Below are 22,962 nucleotides of genomic sequence, written 5' to 3'. Positions count from 1 at the left end.
GCCGCCAGGCACTTGACGAGCGGCATCTTATCAACGCCAATTGATGCTTGAAATGAATTTTTTTGCCATTGATTGATTGCAATATTGATATGACACAGCTTTTTACCCCCTCCTCTTCCTCGACCGACGCCACGGGTGCCCCCCAGGGCCTGGCGAAATTCCCCAGCCTGCAAGGCCGTGCCGTGTTTGTGACGGGCGGCGGCAGCGGCATTGGCGCGGCCATCGTGGCGGCGTTTGCCGAGCAAGGTGCCCGCGTGGCGTTTGTGGACGTGGCGCGCAACGCCAGCGAAGCCCTGGCCCAGCACATTGCCGACGCAGGCCTGCCCCGCCCCTGGTGGCGCGTGTGCGATGTGCGCGATGTGAACGCCCTGCAGGCCTGTGTGACCGAAGCGGCGGCCGAGCTGGGCAGCGACTTTGCAGTGCTGGTGAACAACGTGGCCAGCGATGACCGGCACACACTCGAATCCGTAACCCCCGAGTACTACGACGAGCGCATGGCCATCAACGAGCGCCCCGCCTTCTTCGCCATCCAGGCCGTGGTGCCCGGTATGCGCAGGCTGGGCGCGGGCTCGGTCATCAACCTGGGCTCCACCGGCTGGCAGGGCAAGGGCACAGGCTACCCCTGCTATGCCATCGCCAAGTCGTCGGTGAACGGCCTCACGCGCGGGCTGGCCAAGACGCTGGGGCAGGACCGCATCCGCATCAACACGGTGTCGCCGGGCTGGGTGATGACGGAGCGGCAGATCAAGCTGTGGCTGGACGCCGAGGGCGAGAAGGAGCTGGCGCGCAACCAGTGTTTGCCGGACAAGCTGCGGCCGCATGACATTGCGCGGATGGTGTTGTTTTTGGCGTCGGATGATGCGGCGATGTGCACGGCGCAGGAGTTCAAGGTGGATGCGGGGTGGGTTTGATTTTTTGAGGTCTTTTTTGGCTCCGGCGCTTATCCGTTAAACGTTGGTAGCTATTGTTTTTGCAGTTTGTGAGTGTGGCGCTTGTCTGGAGGCGTGCTCGGGTTGCGGACGGAGGCCGGGAGTCGCCCGGCGTGCGAGTAACTTTCTTTCGCGTCGCCGAAAGAAAGTCACCAAAGAAAGGGCGACCCTACTGTCTGCGACCCCTTCGCTGCGCTACGGGGCAACCTGGGGTGCTCGGTCACGGGGTGCGCCGCAGAACTCGCTGCGCGCCTGCGGCGCTCCGCTCAAACAACTGCGGTGAGTCAGTTCACGAAGCATGTGTGTCCTTCGGCACACATGCCACCCCGCGCCCTGCGCGCCCCAGGCGCATCCAGAAGGGAACCCAAAAAAAACGGACATCCACACGGGCCATTGCTTCGCTGCGCTGCGCTCGGCCCCACCTCGCGGGCGCAAGCGCCACGCGCTGCGCAGTCGGGGCCGAGCGCAGCGATGGCCCGTGTGGCTGTTCGGCTGTTGGATGTTTGGCTCCCCACCCCTGCTGGCTGCGCCTGCGGCGGGGCGGTTGTGGGGTGAGCATGGGCGTCGCAGCGCCCATGCCTCGTGAACTGACTCGCCGTGGATGTCCGAGCGGCGCGCGCAGCGCAAAGCGAGTTCCACGGCGCACCCCGCAACCGACACGCCGCAGGTTTGCCCCTTCGCACAGCGAAGGGGTCGCAGACTGGGGGTCGCCTTTCTTTTGGGTACTTTTCTTTGGCGAAGCAAAGAAAAGTACCTCGCCCGCCGGGGCGACTCCCGGTCTCCGCCCTAAGCAAAGGCATGCGGCACATTCAGCACACGAAAACAAACACTACAAAATCAATAGCTACCAGCACATATCCCACTAGCGCATCCAGCCAATAACACCCAAAGCCATCAATCCCCCACCTCCAACCGCCGCCCATACTGCACCAGACTCGTCTGCTTCAACGCCTTCATCATCACCTTCGCCGCCGGCGACAACAGCCGGTCCGACCGCGTGATGATTCCGAACGCATCCATATGGCACGGCATCGCCAGCGGCAACACCGTCACGATCCCATGCGCCGCGTAATAGCGCGCCACATCCTCCGCCACCACAGCAATCATGTCGCTCTGCTGCAGCATGCGGGTGATGAACAGCAGGGCCGATGTTTCTACCGTGTGCAGCGGCGGCGCCAGCCCGTCCTGCTGGAACATCAGGTCAAACCTGTGGCGCAGCACGCTGCCCGCAGGCGGCACGATCCAGCTGGCCGAGACCACATCGCGCAGCGTCAGCCCGCTCATGCTCGACAGCGGGTGGCCCGGGCGCGTCATGGCGCAAACCAGCTCCTCCGTCAGCGACTCATAACGCAGGTTCTCCTTGTCGTGCTCCTCGTACAGGCGGCCCACCACGATGTCGAGCTTGCCCTGCTCCAGCCGCTCCAGCAGCACCGGGCTGGTTTCTATGTCGAGCGAAATGCGCAGGCTGGGGTGCTCCTGCTTGACCTGTGCCACGGCGGCGGGCAGCAGGCTCAGGCCCGGTGAGGTGATGGCGCCAATGCCCACCTGGCCGTAGTGCCCGCGCTTGAGCGCACCGATCTCGTCGTGCGCCTGGTTCAGGTTGGCCAGGGCCATGCGCGCGTGGCGAATCATCGTTTCGCCGTACCAGGTGGGGCGCATGCCGCGTGGCAGGCGGTCAAACAGCGACACCTCCAGCACGTCCTCCAGGTCCTTGAGCAGCTTGGAGGCGGCCGGCTGCGTCATGCTGAGCACCTGGGCGGCGCGGTGGATGTTGCCCTCTTCGGCCAGGGCCACCAGCAGCAGCAATTGGCGCGTCTTGAGGCGTGCGCGGATGAACCAGTGGTTGTAGGTGCTCATGGATGGCGAAGGACGGGAAAAGGGAGGGGTTTTCCAGAATGCAAAGAACGATATGTATTTTGTCTAAAAAACGATTGGATTGATATCGAAACCTTCCATAGACTTCGCCGCAACTGCAACAAAGGCCTCTCTCCATGAAGCTCGGCGATCTCCAGCTCAGCCCCCGGCACCTGATCAACGGCCGGTGGGAAATCGGCACCACCACCGGCATCAGCACCAACCCGTCGGACACCCGCGAGGTGGTAGCCGAATATGCCCGCGCCGACCGCAACCAGACCGAGCTGGCCGTGCGCGCCGCGGCCGATGCCCTGCCCTCCTGGAGCCAGAGCACGCCCCAGCGCCGGGCCGATGTGCTGGACATGATCGGCAGCGAGCTGCTGGCACGCAAGGACGAGCTGGGTGCGCTGCTGGCCCGTGAAGAAGGCAAGACCCTGCCCGAAGGCGTGGCCGAGGTGGCGCGCAGCGGGCAGATCTTCAAGTTCTTTGCGGGCGAGGCACTGCGCATCCAGGGCGAGCTGCTGGCCTCTGTGCGCCAGGGCGTGCAGGTGGATGTGACCCGTGAGCCCGTGGGGGTGGTGGGCATCATCGCGCCGTGGAACTTCCCGTTCGCCATCCCGGCCTGGAAGATCGCCCCGGCCCTGGCCTACGGCAACACCGTGGTGTTCAAGCCCGCCGAACTGGTGCCCGCCTGTGGCTGGGCGCTGGCCGAAATCATCAGCCGCAGTGGCCTGCCCGCCGGTGCCTTCAACCTCGTCATGGGCAGCGGCCGCGAGGTGGGCCAGACGCTGGTGGACCACCCGCTGGTCAACGCGCTGAGCTTTACCGGCTCTGTTTCCACAGGCGACCGCATCTTGCGCGCCGCCTCAGCACGGCGCGCCAAGGTGCAGTTGGAGATGGGCGGCAAGAACCCGCTCATCGTGCTGGCCGACGCCGACCTGGACCAAGCGGTGGACTGCGCGCTGCAGGGCTCGTATTTTTCCACCGGCCAGCGCTGCACCGCATCGAGCCGCCTCATCGTGGAGGCCGAGGTGCACGACGCCTTTGTGGCCCGTCTGCGCAACCGGCTGGCCAGCCTGAAGGTGGGCCATGCGCTGGAGCGCGGCACCGAGATGGGCCCGGTGGTGGACGACAACCAACTGGCGCAGAACCTGGGCTACATCGACATTGCGCGCAATGAGGGGGCGGAGCATGTCTGGGGTGGCGAGCGCCTGGAGCGCCCCACCCCAGGCCATTACATGAGCCCCGCCCTCTTTCTGGCCCGCCCCGAGCACCGCGTGGCGCGCGAGGAAATCTTTGGCCCCGTGGCCTGCGTGCTGCGGGCTGATGACTATGAACACGCACTGGCCTTGGCCAACGACACGCCCTTTGGCCTGTGTGCGGGCATCTGCACCACGTCGCTCAAGCGCGCCATGCACTTCAAGCGCCACGCTGCCGTGGGCATGACCATGGTGAACCTGCCCACGGCTGGTGTGGACTTCCATGTGCCTTTTGGTGGCCGCAAGGAGTCGAGCTACGGCGCCCGCGAGCAGGGGCGCTACGCGGCCGAGTTCTACACCACCGTCAAGACGGGCTACATGCTGGCCTGAGCCTCCTTCTTTTGTTCTTTCTTTCCATCCCGCAACCGTCGTCAACCAACCATTACAGACAGGAGACAAGATGATGAAAATGAACCGCCGCACCGTTGCTGCCGCCTTGGCCAGCGTGCCCGTGGCTGCCTTGCTGCCCGGCACCGCCTGGGCGCAAAAGCCCATTGTGCTGGGCTTCAGCCAGGTGGGGGCCGAGAGCGAATGGCGCACCGCCAATACTGAGTCCATCAAGTCCGCCGCCAAGGAGGCGGGCATTGAACTGAAGTTCTCGGACGCGCAGCAAAAGCAGGAAAACCAGATCAAGGCCATCCGCTCGTTCATCGCGCAGAAGGTGGACGTGATTGCGTTCTCGCCCGTGGTGGAGTCGGGCTGGGAGCCCGTGCTGCGCGAGGCCAAGGCCGCCAAGATCCCCGTGGTGCTGACCGACCGCGCGGTGAACACCAAGGACACGTCGCTCTACGTGACCTTCATGGGCTCGGACTTTGTGGAAGAAGGCCGCAAGGCCGGCCGCTGGCTGGTGGAGAAGATGAAGGACCAGAAGGGCGAGGTCAACATCGTCGAGCTGCAAGGCACCGTGGGCTCCGCCCCTGCCATCGACCGCAAGAAGGGCTTTGAGGAAATCATCAAGGCCGACGCCAAGTTCAAGATCATCCGCAGCCAGACCGGCGACTTCACCCGCGCCAAAGGCAAGGAAGTGATGGAAGCCTTCCTGAAGGCCGAGGGCAAGAAGATCAACGTGCTCTACGCGCACAACGACGACATGGCGATTGGCGCCATCCAGGCCATCGAAGAGGCTGGCATGAAGCCCGCCAAGGACATCGTGATCATCTCCATCGACGCGGTGAAGGGCGCCTTCGAAGCCATGATCGCCGGCAAGCTCAACGTGAGCGTGGAATGCAGCCCCCTGCTGGGCCCGCAACTCATGGCCGCAGTCAAAGACATCAAGGCTGGCAAGGCGGTGCCCAAGCGCATCGTGACCGAGGAAGGCATCTTCCCGATGGAAGTGGCGGCCAAGGAAATGCCGAACCGCAAGTATTAACCCCCTGAGGCGCTGCGCGCCTTCCCCCTTTCTCTCGCATCGCTGTGAGATGCGGGAAGGGGGACGCCACCGGCACCCGCAAGTGAAACGCAGCCTTCGCTGCATGGCGGCCCTTGGGCGGTGGCACTGGCCTTAGACCGTGCCAGTTGCGGCGGCCTGTAGCGGACTTCAGGCGTCTATCAAAAAACAAATTCACACCAGGAGACAGACTCAAATGAAGCGTGCAATTTTCAAGGCCGTGTTGGCCAGCGTGGCGCTCGCAGCCATCGGCGCCACGTCCGTGGCATCGGCCCAGGACAAGGGCACCATCGGCATCTCGATGCCCACCAAGTCCTCGGCGCGCTGGATTGCCGATGGCGACAACATGGTCAAGGTGCTCAAGGACCGGGGCTACAAGACCGACCTGCAGTACGCCGAAGACGACATCCCCAACCAGCTCGCGCAGATCGAGAACATGATCACCAAGGGTGCCAAGGTGCTGGTGATTGCGTCGATTGATGGCACCACGTTGTCCAAGGCGCTGCAAAACGCGGCCGACAAGGGCGTGAAGGTCATTGCGTACGACCGCCTCATCAAGGGATCGAAGAACGTGGACTACTACGCCACGTTCGACAACTTCCAGGTCGGCGTGCTGCAGGCCACCTCCATCGTGGACAAGCTGGGCCTCAAGCAAGGCAAGGGCCCGTTCAACATCGAACTGTTCGGTGGCTCGCCCGACGACAACAATGCCTTCTTCTTCTACGACGGCGCGATGAGCGTGCTGCAACCATACATCGACAGCGGCAAGCTGGTGGTGCGCAGCAAGCAGACCGGCATGAATAAGGTGGGCACGCTGCGCTGGGACGGCTCGGTGGCCCAGGCGCGCATGGACAACCTGCTGTCGGCCTACTACGGCAAGGACAAGGTGCATGCCGTGCTCTCGCCGTATGACGGCATCTCCATCGGCATCCTGTCCTCCCTCAAGGGCGTGGGCTACTGCACTGCCCAGCAGCCCTGCCCCGTGGTCAGCGGCCAAGACGCTGAGGTGCCTTCGATCAAGTCCATCCTCAAGGGCGAGCAGTCCTCCACCGTGTTCAAGGACACCCGCGAGCTGGCCAAGGTAGCCGCCAACATGGTGGACGCCGTGCTGACGGGCAAGCAGCCTGAAATCAACGACACCAAGACCTACAACAACGGCGTGAAGGTGGTGCCGTCGTACCTGCTCAAGCCGGTGGCGGTGGATTCCTCCAACTGGAGCGCGGTGTTGGTAGGCAGTGGGTACTACAAGGAATCGCAAATCAAGTGAGCACGAGCGGCTTCTGCATCTAAAGCCGCCGCCTGCGAATGCCACCGGGGCAGCGCAGGCGGCCTGCAACCGGGATGGGGCCAGAGGCCCCACCAACAGACTGAGAGACCATGCTTCTTGAAATGCGGAACATCCGCAAAACCTTCCCCGGCGTGGTGGCGCTGAACCAGGTCAACCTGCAGGTGCAGGCCGGGGAGATCCATGCCATCGTCGGCGAAAACGGGGCGGGCAAATCCACGCTGATGAAGGTGCTGTCGGGTGTGTACCCCCACGGCAGTTACAGCGGCCAGATCCTGTTCGACGGGCAAGAGCGCGAGTTTGCAGGCATCCGCGACAGCGAGCACCTGGGCATCATCATCATTCACCAAGAGCTGGCGCTGGTGCCGCTGCTGTCGATTGCCGAGAACATCTTCCTGGGCAACGAAACCGCGCGCCACGGCGTCATCGACTGGATGGCCGCCCACAGCCGCGCCCAGGCGCTGCTGCACAAGGTGGGCCTGCGCGAATCACCCGACACCCCGGTGGGCCAACTGGGCGTGGGCAAGCAGCAGCTGGTGGAGATTGCCAAGGCGCTGTCGCGCAAGGTGCGCCTGCTGATCCTGGACGAGCCCACCGCCAGCCTCAACGAGAACGACAGCCAGGCGCTGCTGGACCTGCTGCTGGAGCTGAAAGCCCAGGGCATTACCTGCATCCTGATCTCGCACAAGCTCAACGAAATTTCGCGCGTGGCCGATGCCATCACCGTGCTGCGCGATGGCAGCACCGTGCAGATGCTGGACTGCCGCGAGGGCCCGGTGAGCGAAGACCGCGTGATCCAGGCCATGGTGGGCCGCGAGATGAGCGACCGCTATCCCCAGCGCCAGCCGCAAGTGGGCGACATTGTTTTTGAGGTGCGCAACTGGCGCGCCCACCACCCGCAGCGCAGCGACCGCGAGCACCTCAAAGGCATCGACCTGAATGTGCGGCGCGGCGAGATTGTGGGCATTGCGGGCCTGATGGGCGCAGGCCGCACCGAGCTGGCCATGAGCCTCTTCGGCCGCTCCTGGGGCCAGCGCATCAGCGGCGAAGTGCGGCTGCACGGCCAGCCCATCGATGTGAGCACGGTGGAGAAAGCCGTGCGCCACGGCCTGGCCTATGTGACCGAAGACCGCAAGGGCAATGGCCTGGTGCTGAACGAAGACATCCAGTTCAACACCTCGCTGGCCAACCTGCCGGGCGTGTCGTTCGCCAGCGTGATCGACAGCGGCCAGGAACACCGCGTGGCGCAAGACTACCGCGAGAAGCTGCGCATCCGCTGCTCGGGCGTGGACCAGAAGACGCTGAACCTGTCGGGCGGCAATCAGCAAAAGGTGGTACTGAGCAAATGGCTGTTCACCAGCCCCGAGGTGCTCATCCTCGACGAGCCCACACGCGGCATCGACGTGGGCGCCAAGTACGAGATCTACACCCTCATCGCCCAGCTGGCGGCCGAGGGCAAGTGTGTGATCGTGATCTCCTCCGAAATGCCCGAGTTGCTGGGCATCACGGACCGCATCTATGTGATGAACGAAGGCCGCTTTGTGGCCGAGATGCCCACCGCCGAAGCATCCCAAGAACGAATCATGCGAGCGATTGTGAAAGCCAGTTGATATGAGCCAGACCCCCCATCCTCCCGCCAGCACGCTGGCAGACGGAAACCCGACAGCAACGGCGCGGCACGACAAATCGCTGCTGCACCACCTGCAGCACAACCTGCGCGAATACGGCATGTTGATCACGCTGGTGGCCATCATGGGCTTCTTCCAGTACATGACCGAGGGCACGCTGATGCAGCCCTTGAACCTAACCAACCTGGTGCTGCAGAACAGCTACATCGTCATCATGGCGCTGGGCATGTTGCTGGTCATCGTGGCCGGGCACATCGACCTGTCGGTGGGCTCGGTGTGTGGCTTCATCGGCGCGCTGGCAGCGGTGCTGATGGTTGAGTACAACTGGCACTTTGTGCCCGCCACGCTGGTGTGCCTGCTGTGCGGCGGGCTCATCGGCGCCATTCAAGGCGGGTTTGTGGCCTTCTCGCGCATCCCCTCGTTCATCGTCACGTTGGCGGGCATGCTGGTGTTCAAGGGCCTGGCGCTGGCGCTTCTGGCGGGTCAGTCGGTGGGGCCGTTCCCCTCGGCATTCCAGATGCTCAGCTCGGGCTTTATTCCCGACCTGTTCAGCGTGGAAGGGCTGCGCATGACCTCGCTGCTGTTGGGTGCGGCCGTGGCTGCGGCCCTGGCCGTGGGCGGACTGCGCCAGCGCGCCAACCGCCTGCGCCATGGCGTGCAGACGGAGCCCGCAGGTTTGTTTATCGCCCGCACCGTAGTGTTTGGTGGGCTGCTGGTGTACTTCAGCTACCTGCTCGCTTCGTACAAGGGCCTGCCCAATGTGCTCATCGTGATGGCGCTGCTGATCGTGTTGTTCGACTTTGTCACCAGCCGCACCACCATCGGCCGCCGCATCTATGCCATGGGCGGCAACGAGAAGGCGGCCAAGCTCTCGGGCATCAAGACCGAGCGGCTCACGCTGTATGCCTTCATCAACATGGGCGTGCTGGCGGCCCTGGCCGGGCTGGTGTTTGCGGCGCGCCTCAACACCGCCACGCCCAAGGCGGGCCTGGGTTTTGAGCTGGACGTGATTGCAGCCTGCTTCATCGGCGGCGCCTCTGCATCGGGCGGCGTGGGCAAGGTGATGGGCGCGGTCATCGGCGCCTTTGTGATGGGCGTGATGAACAACGGCATGTCCATCCTGGGCATCGGCATCGACTACCAGCAGGTCATCAAGGGCGTGGTGCTGCTGGCCGCCGTGCTCGTGGACGTTTACAACAAGAACAAGGCATGACGGCTGCCATGGACGCATCCACCGCTCACGCCCCTGCTGCAGCCCCGGTGCTTCAGCTCTCGGGCATCCACAAGCAGTTTGCGGGCATCCCCGTGCTGCGCGATGTGCAGCTCAACCTCTACCCTGGCGAGATCCATGCGCTGATGGGGCAGAACGGTGCGGGCAAGTCCACACTGATCAAGGTGCTGACAGGCGTGTTGGAGGCCAGCGGCGGCCAGATGCGGCTGGGAGGGGAAGCCGTGTGGCCCGACTCGCCCCTGGCCGCGCAGCGCCTGGGCATCAGCACGGTGTACCAGGAGGTCAACCTCTGCCCCAACCTCTCGGTGGCCGAGAACATCTTTGCAGGCCGCTACCCGCGCTGCGGCATCGCGCAGGGCTTTCGCATCGACTGGGCCACGCTGCACCAGCGCGCCCGCGATCTGGTGGCGCGCATCGGCCTGCAGATCGACGTGACGCGCCTGCTGTCGAACTACCCCGTGGCCGTGCAACAGCTGGTGGCGATTGCGCGCGCACTCAGCATCGAATCGCGTGTGTTGATCCTGGATGAGCCCACCTCCAGCCTGGACGACGACGAAGTGCAAAAGCTCTTCGAGGTGCTGCGGCGCCTGCGCAGCGAGGGACTGGCCATCGTTTTTGTGACGCATTTCCTGAACCAGGTGTATGCCGTGTCCGACCGCATCTCCGTGCTGCGCAACGGCAGCTGGGTCGGCGAGTGGCTGGCCAAAGACCTGGGGCCACAAGCGCTGATCGCCGCCATGCTGGGCCGCGACCTGGCCGCAGCGTCGGAGCAACCCGCACCAGCGCCCTCCGTGGACAGCCGTCAAGCCACGCTGCTGCAAGCCGAGGGCCTGGGACAAGACACGCAATTGCAGCCGCTGGACCTGCAGATCCGCGCGGGAGAGGTGGTGGGCCTGGCGGGCTTGCTGGGATCGGGCCGCACCGAGCTGGCGCGCCTGCTGTTCGGCCTGGAGCAGCCTGACCGGGGCGCGCTGCGCATCGACGGGCAGGTGGTGAAGTTCGCCAACCCCATGGATGCGATCCGCCATGGCCTGGCCCTGTGCCCTGAAGAGCGCAAGACCGACGGCATCGTGGCGGAACTGTCGGTGCGCGAGAACATTGCGCTGGCGCTGCAGGCGCGCATGGGTGTGAGCAAGTTCCTTTCGCGCGCCGAGCAGACGGCGCTGGCCGAGCGCTATGTGAAGCTGCTGGGCATCAAGACCGAGACGGTGGACAAGCCCATCGGCCTGCTCTCGGGCGGCAACCAGCAAAAGGTCATCCTTGCGCGCTGGATGGCCATCGAACCGCGCCTGCTCATCCTGGACGAACCCACGCGCGGCATCGACGTGGCCGCCAAGCAGGAAATCATGGACCAGATCCTGCGCCTGGCCCAGGCGGGCATGGCCGTGCTGTTCATCTCTTCCGAAATGAGCGAGGTGGTGCGCGTGGCGCACCGCATCGTGGTGCTCCGCGACCGCCACAAGGTGGGTGAGCTGCCCGCAGGCAGCAGCGAAGACGCCGTCTACGACCTGATTGCTGCCGAACATGTCTGAACGTTCCCCCTCCCTTCTGGTGGCCCTGCTGCGCCACCGTCTGGCCTGGCCCCTGATCACGCTGGCACTGCTGCTCATCGTGAACACGGTTTTCAACAGCAGCTTCCTGCACATCGAATGGCGCGACGGACACCTGTACGGCAGCCTCATCGACATCCTGAACCGCGCCGCACCTTTGGTGCTGGTGTCGCTGGGCATGACGCTGGTGATCGCCACACGTGGCATCGATATCTCGGTGGGTGCGACGGTGGCCATTGCAGCGGCAGTGGCCGCGTGGCTGATTGGCGGCTCGGTGTCAGGCACCGAAAGCCGGTTTCCGCTCCCGGTCGCCATTCTGGGCGCAATTGGCGTGGCGCTGCTGTGCGGGCTGTGGAATGGCGTGCTGGTTGCCAAGGTGGGCATGCAGCCCATCATTGCCACGCTGATCCTCATGGTGGCGGGCCGGGGCATTGCCCAGCTGATCACTGACGGGCAGATCATCACCATCTACTACACGCCCTACTTCTTCATGGGCGGTGGGTACCTGGCAGGGCTGCCGTTCTCTGTGTTCGTAGTGGCCGCAGTCTTCGTGGTGCTGTACCTCGCCATCACGCGCACGGCGCTGGGCCTGTTTATCCAGACAGTGGGCATCAACCCCACAGCGGCGCGGGTGGCGGGCGTGCAGGCGGGGCGGCTTATCGTGGCGGCCTATGTGTTCTGCGGTGTGTGCGCGGGTATTGCGGGGTTGCTGATCAGCTCCAACGTGAAGAGCGCGGACGGCAACAACGCCGGGCAGCTGCTGGAGCTGGACGCCATCCTGGCCGTTACGCTGGGTGGCACCGCCCTCACCGGCGGGCGCTTCAGCCTGGTGGGCAGCGTGATCGGTGCGCTCATCATCCAGACGCTGACCTACGCCATCTACTCGCTGGGCGTGCCGCCCGAGATCAACCTGGTGGTGAAAGCCGTGGTGGTGTTCATCGTGATGCTGCTGCAGTCGCCCGAGTTCCGGGCGCAAGTGGGCGCCCTGGCGCGCCGCCCCGGCACGGGAGCCCTGCAATGAGCGCAGTGCCCAAGACCACAGGCTTCAGCACCATGAGCCACCCTGCCCCACCGGCCGCAGCTGCGCGCGCGCGGTTCAACCCCAAGTACCTGCCGCTGGCCGCCACCATCTCGCTGTTCGTAGCCATGGCCACGCTGGGCTCGGTGCTGTACACCGGGTTCTTCTCGGCCCAGGTGTTTCTCAATCTGCTGATCGACAACGCCTTCCTCATCATCGTGGCGGTGGGCATGACGTTTGTGATCCTGTCCGGCGGCATCGACCTCTCGGTGGGCTCGGTGGTGGCGCTCACCACCATGGTGCTGGCCGCACTGGTGGAACACCGGGGCTGGAACCCGATGGTCGCCATCCCGGTGGTGCTGCTGATGGGCACGGCGTTTGGCGCGTTCATGGGCTTCCTCATCGAGCGCTTTCGGCTGCAGCCCTTCATCGTCACGCTGGCGGGCATGTTCCTGGCGCGCGGGCTGTGCTACCTGATCAGCATCGACTCGATCAGCATCACCCACGAAGGCTATTCGGAGCTGGCGCAGTGGCGACTGCCGCTGTGGGAAGGCGCATCCCTCTCGCTGGGCGCGCTCATCGCCATCGCCGTGCTGCTGGTGGCCCTGTTTGTGGCGCACTGCACGCCGTTTGGCCGCAACGTGTATGCGGTGGGCGGCAGCGAGCACTCGGCTGTGCTCATGGGCCTGCCGGTGCGCCGCACGCTCATTGGCGTGTACACGCTGTCGGGCTTTTGCTCGGCGCTGGCGGGCGTGGTGTTCACGTTCTACATGCTGTCGGGCTACGGCCTGCATGCCGTGGGCATGGAGCTGGACGCAATTGCCGCCGTGGTCATCGGCGGCACGCTGCTCACGGGTGGCGTGGGCTATGTGGCGGGCACGCTGTTTGGCGTGCTCATGCTCGGAATCATCCAGACCCTGATTTCCTTCGACGGCACGCTCAGCTCCTGGTGGACACGCATCGTCGTTGGTGTGCTGCTGTTCGCTTTCTGTCTGCTGCAGCGGCTGCTTTCGCGCCGCTCGGGCAAGGCCCGTTGACTCTTCATTTCTCCTCTTTCTCTCGCACCCCACCATGACCACCCCCAAGCGCAAACTCCGCTCCGCCGAATGGTTCGGCACGGCCGATAAGAACGGCTTCATGTACCGCAGCTGGATGAAGAACCAGGGCATCCCCGACCACGCGTTCGACGGCCGCCCCGTGATCGGCATCTGCAACACCTGGTCCGAGCTGACCCCGTGCAATGCTCACTTTCGCAAGATTGCCGAGCATGTGAAACGCGGCATTTACGAGGCAGGCGGCTTCCCCGTCGAATTCCCGGTGTTCTCCAACGGCGAATCCAATCTGCGCCCCACGGCCATGCTCACCCGCAACCTGGCCAGCATGGATGTGGAAGAGGCCATTCGGGGCAACCCCATCGACGCCGTGGTGCTGCTGGTGGGCTGCGACAAGACCACGCCCGCGCTGCTGATGGGCGCGGCCAGCTGCGATGTGCCTGCCATCGTGGTCACGGGCGGGCCCATGCTCAACGGCAAGCTCGACGGCAAGGACATCGGCTCGGGCACGGCCGTGTGGCGCCTGCATGAATCGCTGAAGGCGGGCGAGATCAACGAGCACCAGTTCTTTGCGGCCGAGGCGGGCATGTCCCGCTCCGCCGGCACCTGCAACACCATGGGCACGGCCAGCACCATGGCCTGCATGGCCGAGTCGCTGGGCACCTCGCTGCCGCACAACGCAGCCATACCGGCCGTGGACTCGCGCCGCTATGTGCTGGCCCATATGTCTGGCAAGCGCATTGTGGAGATGGCGCACGAGGACCTGCGCCTGTCCAAGATCCTGACCCGCGAAGCGTTCGAGAACGCCATCCGCACCAACGCGGCCATCGGCGGCTCCACCAACGCCGTCATCCACCTGAAGGCCATTGCGGGCCGCATCGGCGTGCAGCTGGACCTGGAGGACTGGACCCGCATCGGCCGGGGCACGCCCACGCTGGTGGACCTGCAGCCCTCGGGCCGCTTCCTGATGGAAGAGTTCTACTACGCGGGCGGCCTGCCCGCCGTGCTGCGCCGCCTGGGTGAGAACGGCCTGCTGCCCCACCCCAACGCGCTCACCGTCAACGGCAAGAGCCTGTGGGGCAACGTGCGCGAAGCACCGCAGTACAACGACGAAGTCATCCGCCCCATCAACAACCCGCTGATTGCCGACGGCGGCATCTGCATTCTGCGCGGCAACCTGGCGCCGCGTGGCGCGGTGCTTAAGCCCTCGGCCGCATCGCCCGAGCTGCTCAAGCACCGGGGCCGTGCGGTGGTGTTCGAGAACCTGGAGCACTACAAGGAGCGCATCGTCGATGAAAACCTGGACATCGACGCCAGCTGCGTGATGGTGCTTAAGAACTGCGGCCCCAAGGGCTACCCCGGCATGGCCGAGGTGGGCAACATGGGTCTGCCACCCAAGCTGCTGCGTCAGGGCGTAAAGGACATGGTGCGCATCTCCGACGCCCGCATGAGCGGCACCGCCTACGGCACCGTGGTGCTGCACGTGGCGCCCGAGGCGGCAGCCGGTGGCCCCCTGGCTGCCGTGCGCGATGGCGACTTCATTGAGCTGGACTGCGAGAACGGCCGGTTGCACCTGGATATCAGCGACGAGGAACTGGCCGCGCGCCTGGCTGCCTTGGCGGGCACCGACAACGGCGGGCGCGGCGGCTACCAGCGCCTGTACGTGGACCACGTGCTGCAGGCGGACGATGGCTGCGACTTCGACTTTCTGGTCGGCTGCCGGGGGGCTGCCGTGCCCCGCCACTCGCATTGATGTGCCCTTTGAGACGCTCGCAGCGCTCAATTGCTACAGATTCAATAGCTGCCAGTGCATATTCGACTAACGCTATAGGCACATTTCACTCAAATTCTTACCCGCACCCGCCATGCAAGCCACCCATTCCCTCCAGAACCCTCGCTACCGAGGCATCTTCCCCGTCGTGCCCACCACCTTCCACGAAGACGGCACCCTCGACCTCGACAGCCAGAAGCGCTGCCTCGACTTCATGATCGACGCCGGTGTGGATGGCGTCTGCATCCTGGCCAACTTCTCCGAGCAGTTCTCGCTGTCCGATGCCGAGCGCGCAGTCCTCACCCGCACATCGCTGGAGCATGTGGCGGGCCGCGTGCCCGTCATCGTCACCACCACCCACTACGGCACCCGTGTATGCGTCGAGCGCAGCCGCGCCGCGCAGGACATGGGCGCAGCCATGGTGATGATCATGCCGCCCTACCACGGCGCCACCTTCCGCGTGCCCGAGGCGCAGATCTACGAGTTCTATGCCCGTGTATCCGACGCCATCAGCATCCCGATCATGGTGCAGGACGCACCCGCCAGCGGCACCGTGCTTTCGACCCCCTTCCTGGCCCGCATGGCGCAAGAGATTGAAAACCTGGCCTACTTCAAGATCGAAGTGCCCGGCGCCGCCAGCAAGCTGCGCGAGCTGATCCGCCTGGGTGGAGACGCCATCGAAGGCCCGTGGGACGGTGAAGAAGCCATCACCCTGCTGGCCGACCTGGATGCGGGCGCCACGGGCGCGATGACGGGCGGCGCGTTCCCTGACGGCATTCGCCCCATCATCGAAGCCCACCGCCAGGGTGACATGGACCAGGCGTTTGCGCTCTACCAGCGCTGGTTGCCCCTCATCAACCACGAAAACCGCCAGGGCGGCATCCTCACGGCCAAGGCACTGATGAAGGAAGGCGGCGTGATCGCCTGCGAGGCAGGCCGCCACCCATTCCCGGCCATGCACCCCGAGGTGCGGCGCGGCCTGATCGACATCGCGCGGCGGCTGGACCCGCTGGTGCTGCGCTGGGCGCGTTAAGCAGGACACCCATGGTGCCTGCACGTTTTCTCGTGCCCGCCGAGGCGGGCCTGATTGCCCTGGACTGGGGCACCAGCGCATTGCGCGCCTTCCGCATGGGCGCGCATAGCGAGGTGCTGGAGACGCGGCACCGCCCCTGGGGCATCATGAACCTGCCCCCCACCACCGCGAGCGTGGCAGACGGCGAGCCCGGCGCCGCGTTTGAACGCGCACTGCAAGACACCTGCGGCGACTGGCTGGCCGCCACACCCGGCCTGCCTCTGCTGGCCTGCGGCATGGTGGGCAGCGCCCAGGGCTGGCGCGAGGCCAAGTACCTGCCCACGCCCACCTCGCTCGATGCACTGGCGCGGGGCCTGACGCTGGTGGAGCGGCGCGACGGCCCGCCGCTGCACATCGTGCCGGGCCTGTTGCAGCAGGGCGCGCTGCCCAACGTGATGCGTGGCGAAGAAACCCAGGTGCTGGGCGTGCTGGCAGGCCTTGCGCTGCCTGCAGATGCGCCCGTGCTCATCGGCCTGCCCGGCACCCACAGCAAATGGGTGCTGGCACGCCGGGGCCGCATCGAGCAGTTCCACACCTTCATGACCGGCGAGGTGTTTGCCGCACTGCGCGGCCACACGATTCTGGGCAAGACCATGCAGGCCGCAGCGGCCCCCGACGACGATGCCTTTGCGCGCGGGCTGGAGGTGGCGCGGGGCAGCGATGCCGCGCTGGGACTGCTTTCGCACATCTTCAGCACCCGCACGCTGGGGCTGACCGGCGCGCTGGCGCCTACCGCGCAAGCGGACTACCTCTCGGGCCTGCTGATCGGGCACGAGGTCGCCAGCCTGAGCCGCGCACAGGATCAAACCCCAACAACAACACAAACGCTGGTGCTGTGCGGCGAGCCCGACCTGTGCCGCCGCTACGCCGTCGCGCTGCAGACCCATGGCTTTGCCGCCCCCACCATCGCCACGCAAGCCACGGCCACCGGGCTGTGGCAGATCGCGCTGGCGGCAGGGCTGGTCGTTGCGCCCGCACCCTCCCCCTCACACCCCTTCACCGCCGGGAGCCTGGCTGCATGAACCCCATCGACAAAGCCCTGTTCCACATCCTGCAGCGCTGCGGGCTAATCGCCATCCTGCGCGGCGTGCAGCCGCACGAGGTGGTGGCCATCGGCCACGCGCTGTACGACGCAGGGTTCCGCATCATCGAAGTGCCGCTCAACTCCCCCGAGCCGCTGGCCAGCATCCGCGCGCTGCGCGATGCACTGCCCGCCGACTGCCTCGTGGGCGCAGGCACCGTGCTCTCCATCGATGCCGTGGCCGATGTGGCGGCAGCCGGCGGGCAGATCATCGTCATGCCCCACAGCGACCCCGATGTGATCCGGGCCGCCCGCGCTGCCGGCATGGCCTGCGCGCCCGGCGTGGCCACGCTGACCGAGGCCTATGCCGCGCTGGCAGCGGGCGCCAACATGCTCAAGCTGTTCCCTGCCGAGGCGCTGCCGCCCCATGTGCTCAAGGCCTGGCGCGCCGTCATCACGCCGCCCATGGCGCTGGTGCCCGTGGGCGGCATCGTGCCCGAGAGCATCGCGCCCTATGCGGCCGCTGGCGCCAGCGGCTTTGGCCTGGGATCGGCCCTGTACCGGCCCGGTGACCAGGCCCCCGAGGTGGCGCACAAGGCTGCAGCGTTTGCGCGGGCGTGGCAGGCGTCCTTTGGCACAGCGCCCGCCACGGCCTGAACCGCCCCCTTACTCGTTCCAGACAACCCAGCATTTCTGAACCGACTGCCCGTCCCCATGAAGATCACCCGACTCACCACGTTCATCGTCCCGCCGCGCTGGTGCTTCCTCAAAATAGAAACCGACGAAGGCATCACCGGCTGGGGCGAGCCCGTGCTGGAAGGTCGCGCGCACACCGTGGCCGCTGCGGTCGATGAACTGGCCGACTACCTCATTGGCAAAGACCCACGCCACATCGAAGACCACTGGACCGTGCTGTACCGGGGCGGCTTTTACCGGGGCGGCGGCGTGCACATGAGCGCGCTGGCCGGCATCGACCAGGCGCTGTGGGACATCAAGGGCAAGGCGCTGGGCGTGCCCGTGTCCGAGCTGCTGGGGGGCCATGTGCGCAGCCGCATCAAGGTCTACAGCTGGATTGGCGGAGACCGCCCCAGCGAGACGGCCGCCGCTGCCCAGGCCGCCGTGGCGCGCGGCTTCACGGCCGTGAAGATGAACGGCACCGAAGAGGTGCAGTACGTGGACAGCCACGACAAGGTGGAGCGCTGCCTTCAAAACGTGGCCGCCGTGCGCGAGGCCGTGGGGCCGAATGTGGGGATTGGCGTGGACTTTCACGGCCGCGTGCACCGGCCCATGGCCAAGGTGCTGGTCAAGGAGCTGGAGCCCTACAAGCTCATGTTCATCGAAGAGCCTGTGCTGAGCGAACACGAAGAGGCGCTGAAGGAGATCGCCCGCATCTCATCCACCCCCATCGCCCTGGGCGAGCGCCTGTACTCGCGCTGGGACTTCAAGCGCGTGCTGCAAGGCGGCTATGCCGACATCATCCAGCCCGACCCGTCGCACGCAGGCGGCATCACCGAAACCCGCAAGATCGCCAGCATGGCCGAGGCCTACGACGTGGCCCTGGCCCTGCACTGCCCCCTGGGCCCCATTGCCCTGGCGGCCAACCTGCAGCTGGATGCGGTTTGCTACAACGCATTCATCCAGGAACAAAGCCTGGGCATCCACTACAACCAAGCCAACGACCTGATGGACTATGTGTCCAACCCCGAGGTGTTTGCGTACGAAGGCGGGATGGTGGCGATACCGAACGGACCGGGGTTGGGCATTGAGGTAGACGAGGCTTATGTGCGCGAAAGAGCGCAGGAAGGGCACCGGTGGAGGAATCCGGTGTGGCGTCATCGGGATGGGAGTTTTGCGGAGTGGTAGAGGGATTGGAAGCATGGCGTCACACGCGACATGACCCGTAACGGTCGGCGTCGGCATGCTCACGTTATCGGAAGACGCCTCCAGATTTCAGCGCAATATTTGTAACTGGCATTCAGGAACGCAAGAACTCACGGGCACTGTTCAGATACAAACAAAATCTTGTCGTTACACGCCCCATTCGACAAAATGCGGCGCTTTGATTCAAATAGCCTAGGGCCTCTGTGGCCTGCAGCGCTCCAAAGAGTAAGTCGATGCTTCTGAACATGCCTAAGCTCCCCAATGGCGGGGCACTCCCGCTCCCTGCCTCTGGTACGGAATTTTCCGGAACACCGATGGAGGCCTTGCCCCAAGGTTTGCGGACAAGCCTGGTTTTCATTGATGGCCAGTTGAAGGGAGTCGATCAGCTCGTTCAAAACCTGCCTCCGGGTGTTGAGGTGATCGTCTTGGACGGAAGCAAAAACGGCATTGCACAGATGGCCGAATATGTTGCCGGGCGGCATGGTATTGAATCGATCGCACTGGTTTCGCATGGTAGCCCGGGCGCCATACAGGCAGGGGCCGCATGGCTTTCCATGCAAAACATTCAAGACCATCAGAACGATCTCAAGCAGATTGGCGAATCGCTTGCTGCGGATGGCGATTTGCTTTTCTACGGGTGCAAGGTGGCGGACGGAGAGGCAGGCCGAGCACTGCTGGAGAGCATTGCATCCATCACTGGGGCTGACGTTGCCGGTTCCATCGACAACACCGGATCGACAGCACTCGGCGGCAACTGGACGCTGGAGCGGAGCACTGGCGCCATCGAAGCGCCAGGACTGGCTGCGGATGCGGCTTTGGTGGCCGGTTACCAGGCACTCCTAGCGGCCCCCTTCTATGAAACGTTCGACACCTACGCCTTCAGCAGCGCGAATCAGTCGGATCTGGTGAGTTCCACCGGGTCTTACGGCTTTAATGGCTGGACCTTTCAGACCCTCAAATTCGGCGGAAGCGTGGATTCCAACGGGTCCATCTGGATCACCAATGACCCAATTCAAACGGTCCTGGCCAACACTGGCGATGGAGCTCTTCTCGTACAGGACGGTGGTGGTGGTACCACCACAGCGATTGTTTTCAAATCCGCAACTGGCGATCCCTTCAAGTTCAACTCAATCACCTTGGAGCACTTCTCAGGTCCCAACCTGAACTATCGGCTGGTCGGATATCTGGATGGCGTGGCGGTGACCGGGGCCACCCAGGATTTCACCCTTCCCAACTACAGCACTTCGTCCGTTGGCATCACGGTGTCCGTCAGCGGTACGCCTTGGCAGTACGTCGATGAGGTCCGAATCGTTCTGCAAAATGGCGCCGCCGGGGTGGCCGTCTTTATGGACGACATCAATGTCTCGGCGGGCATCACCCCCAACGTGCCGCCCGTCATTGGCAACCTCAATGGCGACTCGGTGACCTACGTCGAGAAGTCGGGGCCGGTTCTGCTGGACGCGGGCCTCAATGTCACCGTCACCGACGGAGACAGCACCGATTTCCAGGGAGGCAACCTCACAGTCCAAATCATCGGCAATCGACTCGACGGCGTTGACCGGCTGGTGATCGTGAATGAAGGGACCGCCGCGGGGCAGATCGGCGTCTCTGGCGGCCAGGTCACGTACGGCGGCGTCACCATCGGCAACTACACCGGCGGGACCGGCACCGACTCTCTGGTGGTCAGCTTCAATGGCAGCGCCACTGCCACGTCGGTGGCCGCCCTGATCGACCGCATTGGGTTTGACAGTGGCAATGACCCGCGCAGCATGACCCGCACGGTCACATTCACGCTGAACGATGGCGATAGCCTGAACAACAGTGCCTCCTCGCTGGTCACCGTCGCGGTCCAGACCATCAATGACGCCCCCACATTGACCTCGACCGGCCTCAATCCCTCTTACACGGAGAACAACTCGGCCGTCCTGCTCTTCACCGGCACCTCGGTGTCGACCATGGAGTTCGGCCAAAAACTCTCCAGCCTGACGCTGACCCTCAACAATGTCAGCGACGGATCGAGTGAAGTGCTGACGGTGGATGGCACCTCGGTGGCGCTGTTCAATGGGTCCATCGTCAACAGCACCACCACCTCGGCCTGGGGGCTGTCTGCCACCGTCAGCGTCTCGGGCGGCGTGGCCACCATCTCCTTGAATTCGAGTACCGGGCTGACCGAGGCCAATATCCAGACGCTGGTCAACGGCCTCACCTACCTCAACACCAGCGACAACCCCACCGGCGGGAACCGCACCGCCACGCTGACCTCCCTGCGCGACAACGGCGGCACCGCCAATGGCGGCGTGGACACGACCCCGCTGGCCGTCTCGTCCACCGTCACGGTGGTCCCGGTGAACGACGCGCCGGTCCTGACCACCAGCGGCGGTTCGGCATCCTTCACCGCGGGTGACAACACCAGCGCCACGCCTGTGGTGGTGGACGCTGGCCTCACCCTGAGCGACATCGACAACACCACCGCAGCCTCCGCCAGCGTGGCCATCACTGGCAACTTCCGCAGCGGCGAAGATCAACTGATCTTCATCAACAACAATAGCGCGCTCTACGGCAATATCACCGCCAGCTACAACGCCGGCATCGGCGTGCTGACGATGGCCTCGTCCGGCGCCACCGCCACGCTCAGCCAGTGGCAGGCCGCCATGCGCACCGTGTGCTACACCGACACGGCAGTTACGCCGAATTCGTCTACCCGGACCATCAGCTTCACCATCAACGATGGCACCACCAACAGCACCACTCAGACCCGGACGGTCACTGTCACGCCGGTGACCCAGACACCTCTGCTGAGCAACAGCAGCGGCAGCGGCACCTTCACCGAAGGCCTGGGGCCCGTGCAGGTCGACCCGGGCGTGAGCGTGAGTGACCTGGACAACAGCACCCTGTCCAGCGGCACCGTGCAGATCTCCGGTAACTTCCGCAGCGGGGAAGACCTGCTGCTGTTCACGAATACCAGCAGCACGATGTTCGGCAACATTGTGGGCAGCTACAACGCTGGCACCGGTGCGTTGACGCTGAGCTCAGCTGGTTCCGTGGCCACAGTGGCTCAATGGCAAGCTGCCCTGCGAGCGGCCAGCTACACCAACACGTCTGAGAGCCCGGATACCAGTACGCGCACCATCAGTTTCACCGTAAGTGACGGTACCAAGAGCAGCGCCGCTGGCGACAAAACGCTCACACTGACAGCAGTCAACGACATCCCTACCGTTGCCAACCCCATCTCGGACCAGATTGCCCCCGAGGACGCTGCCCTCGCCTTTCAGATTCCCGCCAATGCTTTTGCAGATGTGGACACAGGCGATACCCTCACCTACAGCGCTCAGCTGTCAGGTGGTGGCGCTCTTCCAGCGTGGCTGAGTTTCGATCCTGCCACGCGCACCTTCAGTGGCACCCCTGCCAACGGAGACGTCGGTGTGCTGTCAATCGATGTGACCGTTAACGATGGGAACGGAGGCTCTGCGACCGACACCTTCAAGATCACCGTCAGCAACACCAACGATGCACCCACGGTGGCCAATGCCATCCCCAACCGCAGCGGTACCGAAGGCCTTGCGTTCAGCTATACCCTCGCTGCCAACACCTTCACCGATGTGGATGTGGGCGATGTGCTGACATACAGCGCCCAGTTGGCTGGAGGTGGCGCCCTGCCAGCCTGGCTGAGCTTCGATCCCGCCACCCTCACCTTCAGCGGCACACCCACTGCGGCCAGTACTATCACCGTCGAAGTAATTGCCAACGATGGCCACGGGGGCAGCGTGAGCGACAGCTTCGACGTAGTAATCACTGCCGTACCGGTGGACCCGGAGCCCCCCGTGACTCCTCCAGTTACACCGCCTGTCACTCCTCCTGCGCCTGGGGTGCCCGACAACGACGGCATCCCTGCAGCAGTGGAAGACCAAGTTCCGGGTATCCCAGGCCCAGGAGGAACGGTTGTAGCGGGAGACGGCAACGGAGACGGCATCAAGGACAGCGAGCAGCCCTCGGTAGGCTCCATCGGCTTCGTGCTCAGCCCTAC

16 protein-coding genes are annotated in these 22,962 nt (G+C 64.7%); 15 read left to right on the top strand and 1 reads right to left on the bottom strand.

Going from position 1 to position 22,962, the window contains the following annotated elements; all coding sequences use genetic code 11:
- Positions 1-89 precede the first annotated feature (89 nt).
- Positions 90-911, top strand: coding sequence for an SDR family NAD(P)-dependent oxidoreductase (locus ACT531_RS17710; protein WP_209819455.1), 822 nt, complete (start codon positions 90-92; stop codon positions 909-911).
- Between the two features lie 912 nt (positions 912-1,823).
- Here ACT531_RS17710 and ACT531_RS17705 read toward each other — a convergent pair.
- Positions 1,824-2,786 carry a LysR substrate-binding domain-containing protein gene (locus ACT531_RS17705; RefSeq protein ID WP_063462989.1) on the bottom strand — a complete coding sequence of 321 codons (963 nt, stop codon included), beginning with the start codon at positions 2,784-2,786 and terminating at the stop codon, positions 1,824-1,826.
- 134 nt (positions 2,787-2,920) lie between these two features.
- Between ACT531_RS17705 and ACT531_RS17700 the strand changes: the two genes are divergently transcribed.
- The 14 genes from ACT531_RS17700 to ACT531_RS17635 all read left to right on the top strand — a co-directional run.
- Positions 2,921-4,372 (top strand): aldehyde dehydrogenase family protein, encoded by a 1,452-nt coding sequence (locus tag ACT531_RS17700; protein ID WP_209819453.1) that lies wholly within the window; start codon positions 2,921-2,923, stop codon positions 4,370-4,372.
- A gap of 73 nt (positions 4,373-4,445) precedes the next feature.
- Positions 4,446-5,411 carry an ABC transporter substrate-binding protein gene (locus ACT531_RS17695; protein WP_209819451.1) on the top strand — a complete coding sequence of 322 codons (966 nt, stop codon included), beginning with the start codon at positions 4,446-4,448 and terminating at the stop codon, positions 5,409-5,411.
- A 214-nt stretch (positions 5,412-5,625) separates the two neighbouring features.
- The gene (gene chvE / locus ACT531_RS17690; RefSeq protein ID WP_209819449.1) at positions 5,626-6,696 is read left to right on the top strand and encodes a multiple monosaccharide ABC transporter substrate-binding protein; all 1,071 of its coding nucleotides are present in this window, start codon (positions 5,626-5,628) and stop codon (positions 6,694-6,696) included.
- A 110-nt stretch (positions 6,697-6,806) separates the two neighbouring features.
- The gene (mmsA, locus tag ACT531_RS17685) at positions 6,807-8,324 is read left to right on the top strand and encodes a multiple monosaccharide ABC transporter ATP-binding protein (protein ID WP_476018263.1); all 1,518 of its coding nucleotides are present in this window, start codon (positions 6,807-6,809) and stop codon (positions 8,322-8,324) included.
- A 1-nt stretch (position 8,325) separates the two neighbouring features.
- Positions 8,326-9,555: a multiple monosaccharide ABC transporter permease gene (gene mmsB, locus ACT531_RS17680; protein WP_476018262.1), complete on the top strand. Its 1,230-nt coding sequence runs from the start codon at positions 8,326-8,328 to the stop codon at positions 9,553-9,555.
- Positions 9,556-9,563: 8 nt separating this feature from the next.
- Positions 9,564-11,105, top strand: coding sequence for a sugar ABC transporter ATP-binding protein (locus ACT531_RS17675; RefSeq protein ID WP_476018261.1), 1,542 nt, complete (start codon positions 9,564-9,566; stop codon positions 11,103-11,105).
- Entirely contained in the window at positions 11,098-12,144 is a 1,047-nt protein-coding gene (locus tag ACT531_RS17670; RefSeq protein WP_476018260.1) for an ABC transporter permease, read from the top strand. The genes ACT531_RS17675 and ACT531_RS17670 overlap by 8 nt, the downstream gene beginning before the upstream one ends.
- Positions 12,141-13,178 (top strand): galactofuranose ABC transporter, permease protein YjfF, encoded by a 1,038-nt coding sequence (yjfF, locus tag ACT531_RS17665; protein WP_476018259.1) that lies wholly within the window; start codon positions 12,141-12,143, stop codon positions 13,176-13,178. Before ACT531_RS17670 ends, yjfF begins: the two co-directional genes overlap by 4 nt.
- A 34-nt stretch (positions 13,179-13,212) precedes the next feature.
- Entirely contained in the window at positions 13,213-14,946 is a 1,734-nt protein-coding gene (locus tag ACT531_RS17660; protein WP_476018258.1) for an IlvD/Edd family dehydratase, read from the top strand.
- Between the two features lie 112 nt (positions 14,947-15,058).
- Positions 15,059-15,997 (top strand): dihydrodipicolinate synthase family protein, encoded by a 939-nt coding sequence (locus ACT531_RS17655; protein ID WP_476018257.1) that lies wholly within the window; start codon positions 15,059-15,061, stop codon positions 15,995-15,997.
- Between the two features lie 11 nt (positions 15,998-16,008).
- Positions 16,009-17,058 carry a 2-dehydro-3-deoxygalactonokinase gene (locus ACT531_RS17650; RefSeq protein WP_476018256.1) on the top strand — a complete coding sequence of 350 codons (1,050 nt, stop codon included), beginning with the start codon at positions 16,009-16,011 and terminating at the stop codon, positions 17,056-17,058.
- Positions 17,055-17,714: a 2-dehydro-3-deoxy-6-phosphogalactonate aldolase gene (locus ACT531_RS17645; protein ID WP_116749616.1), complete on the top strand. Its 660-nt coding sequence runs from the start codon at positions 17,055-17,057 to the stop codon at positions 17,712-17,714. Before ACT531_RS17650 ends, ACT531_RS17645 begins: the two co-directional genes overlap by 4 nt.
- Positions 17,715-17,771: 57 nt before the next feature.
- The gene (gene dgoD, locus ACT531_RS17640; RefSeq protein WP_476018255.1) at positions 17,772-18,920 is read left to right on the top strand and encodes a galactonate dehydratase; all 1,149 of its coding nucleotides are present in this window, start codon (positions 17,772-17,774) and stop codon (positions 18,918-18,920) included.
- Positions 18,921-19,252: 332 nt separating this feature from the next.
- Positions 19,253-22,962: DUF4347 domain-containing protein (locus ACT531_RS17635; protein WP_476018254.1), on the top strand; the 3,710-nt coding region annotated here is incomplete at its 3' end.

The sequence above is a fragment of the Acidovorax sp. DMC1 genome, from assembly GCF_056314325.1.
Note: the sequence above shows the minus strand (reverse complement) of the source record. Positions and strands in the feature narration are given on the sequence as shown.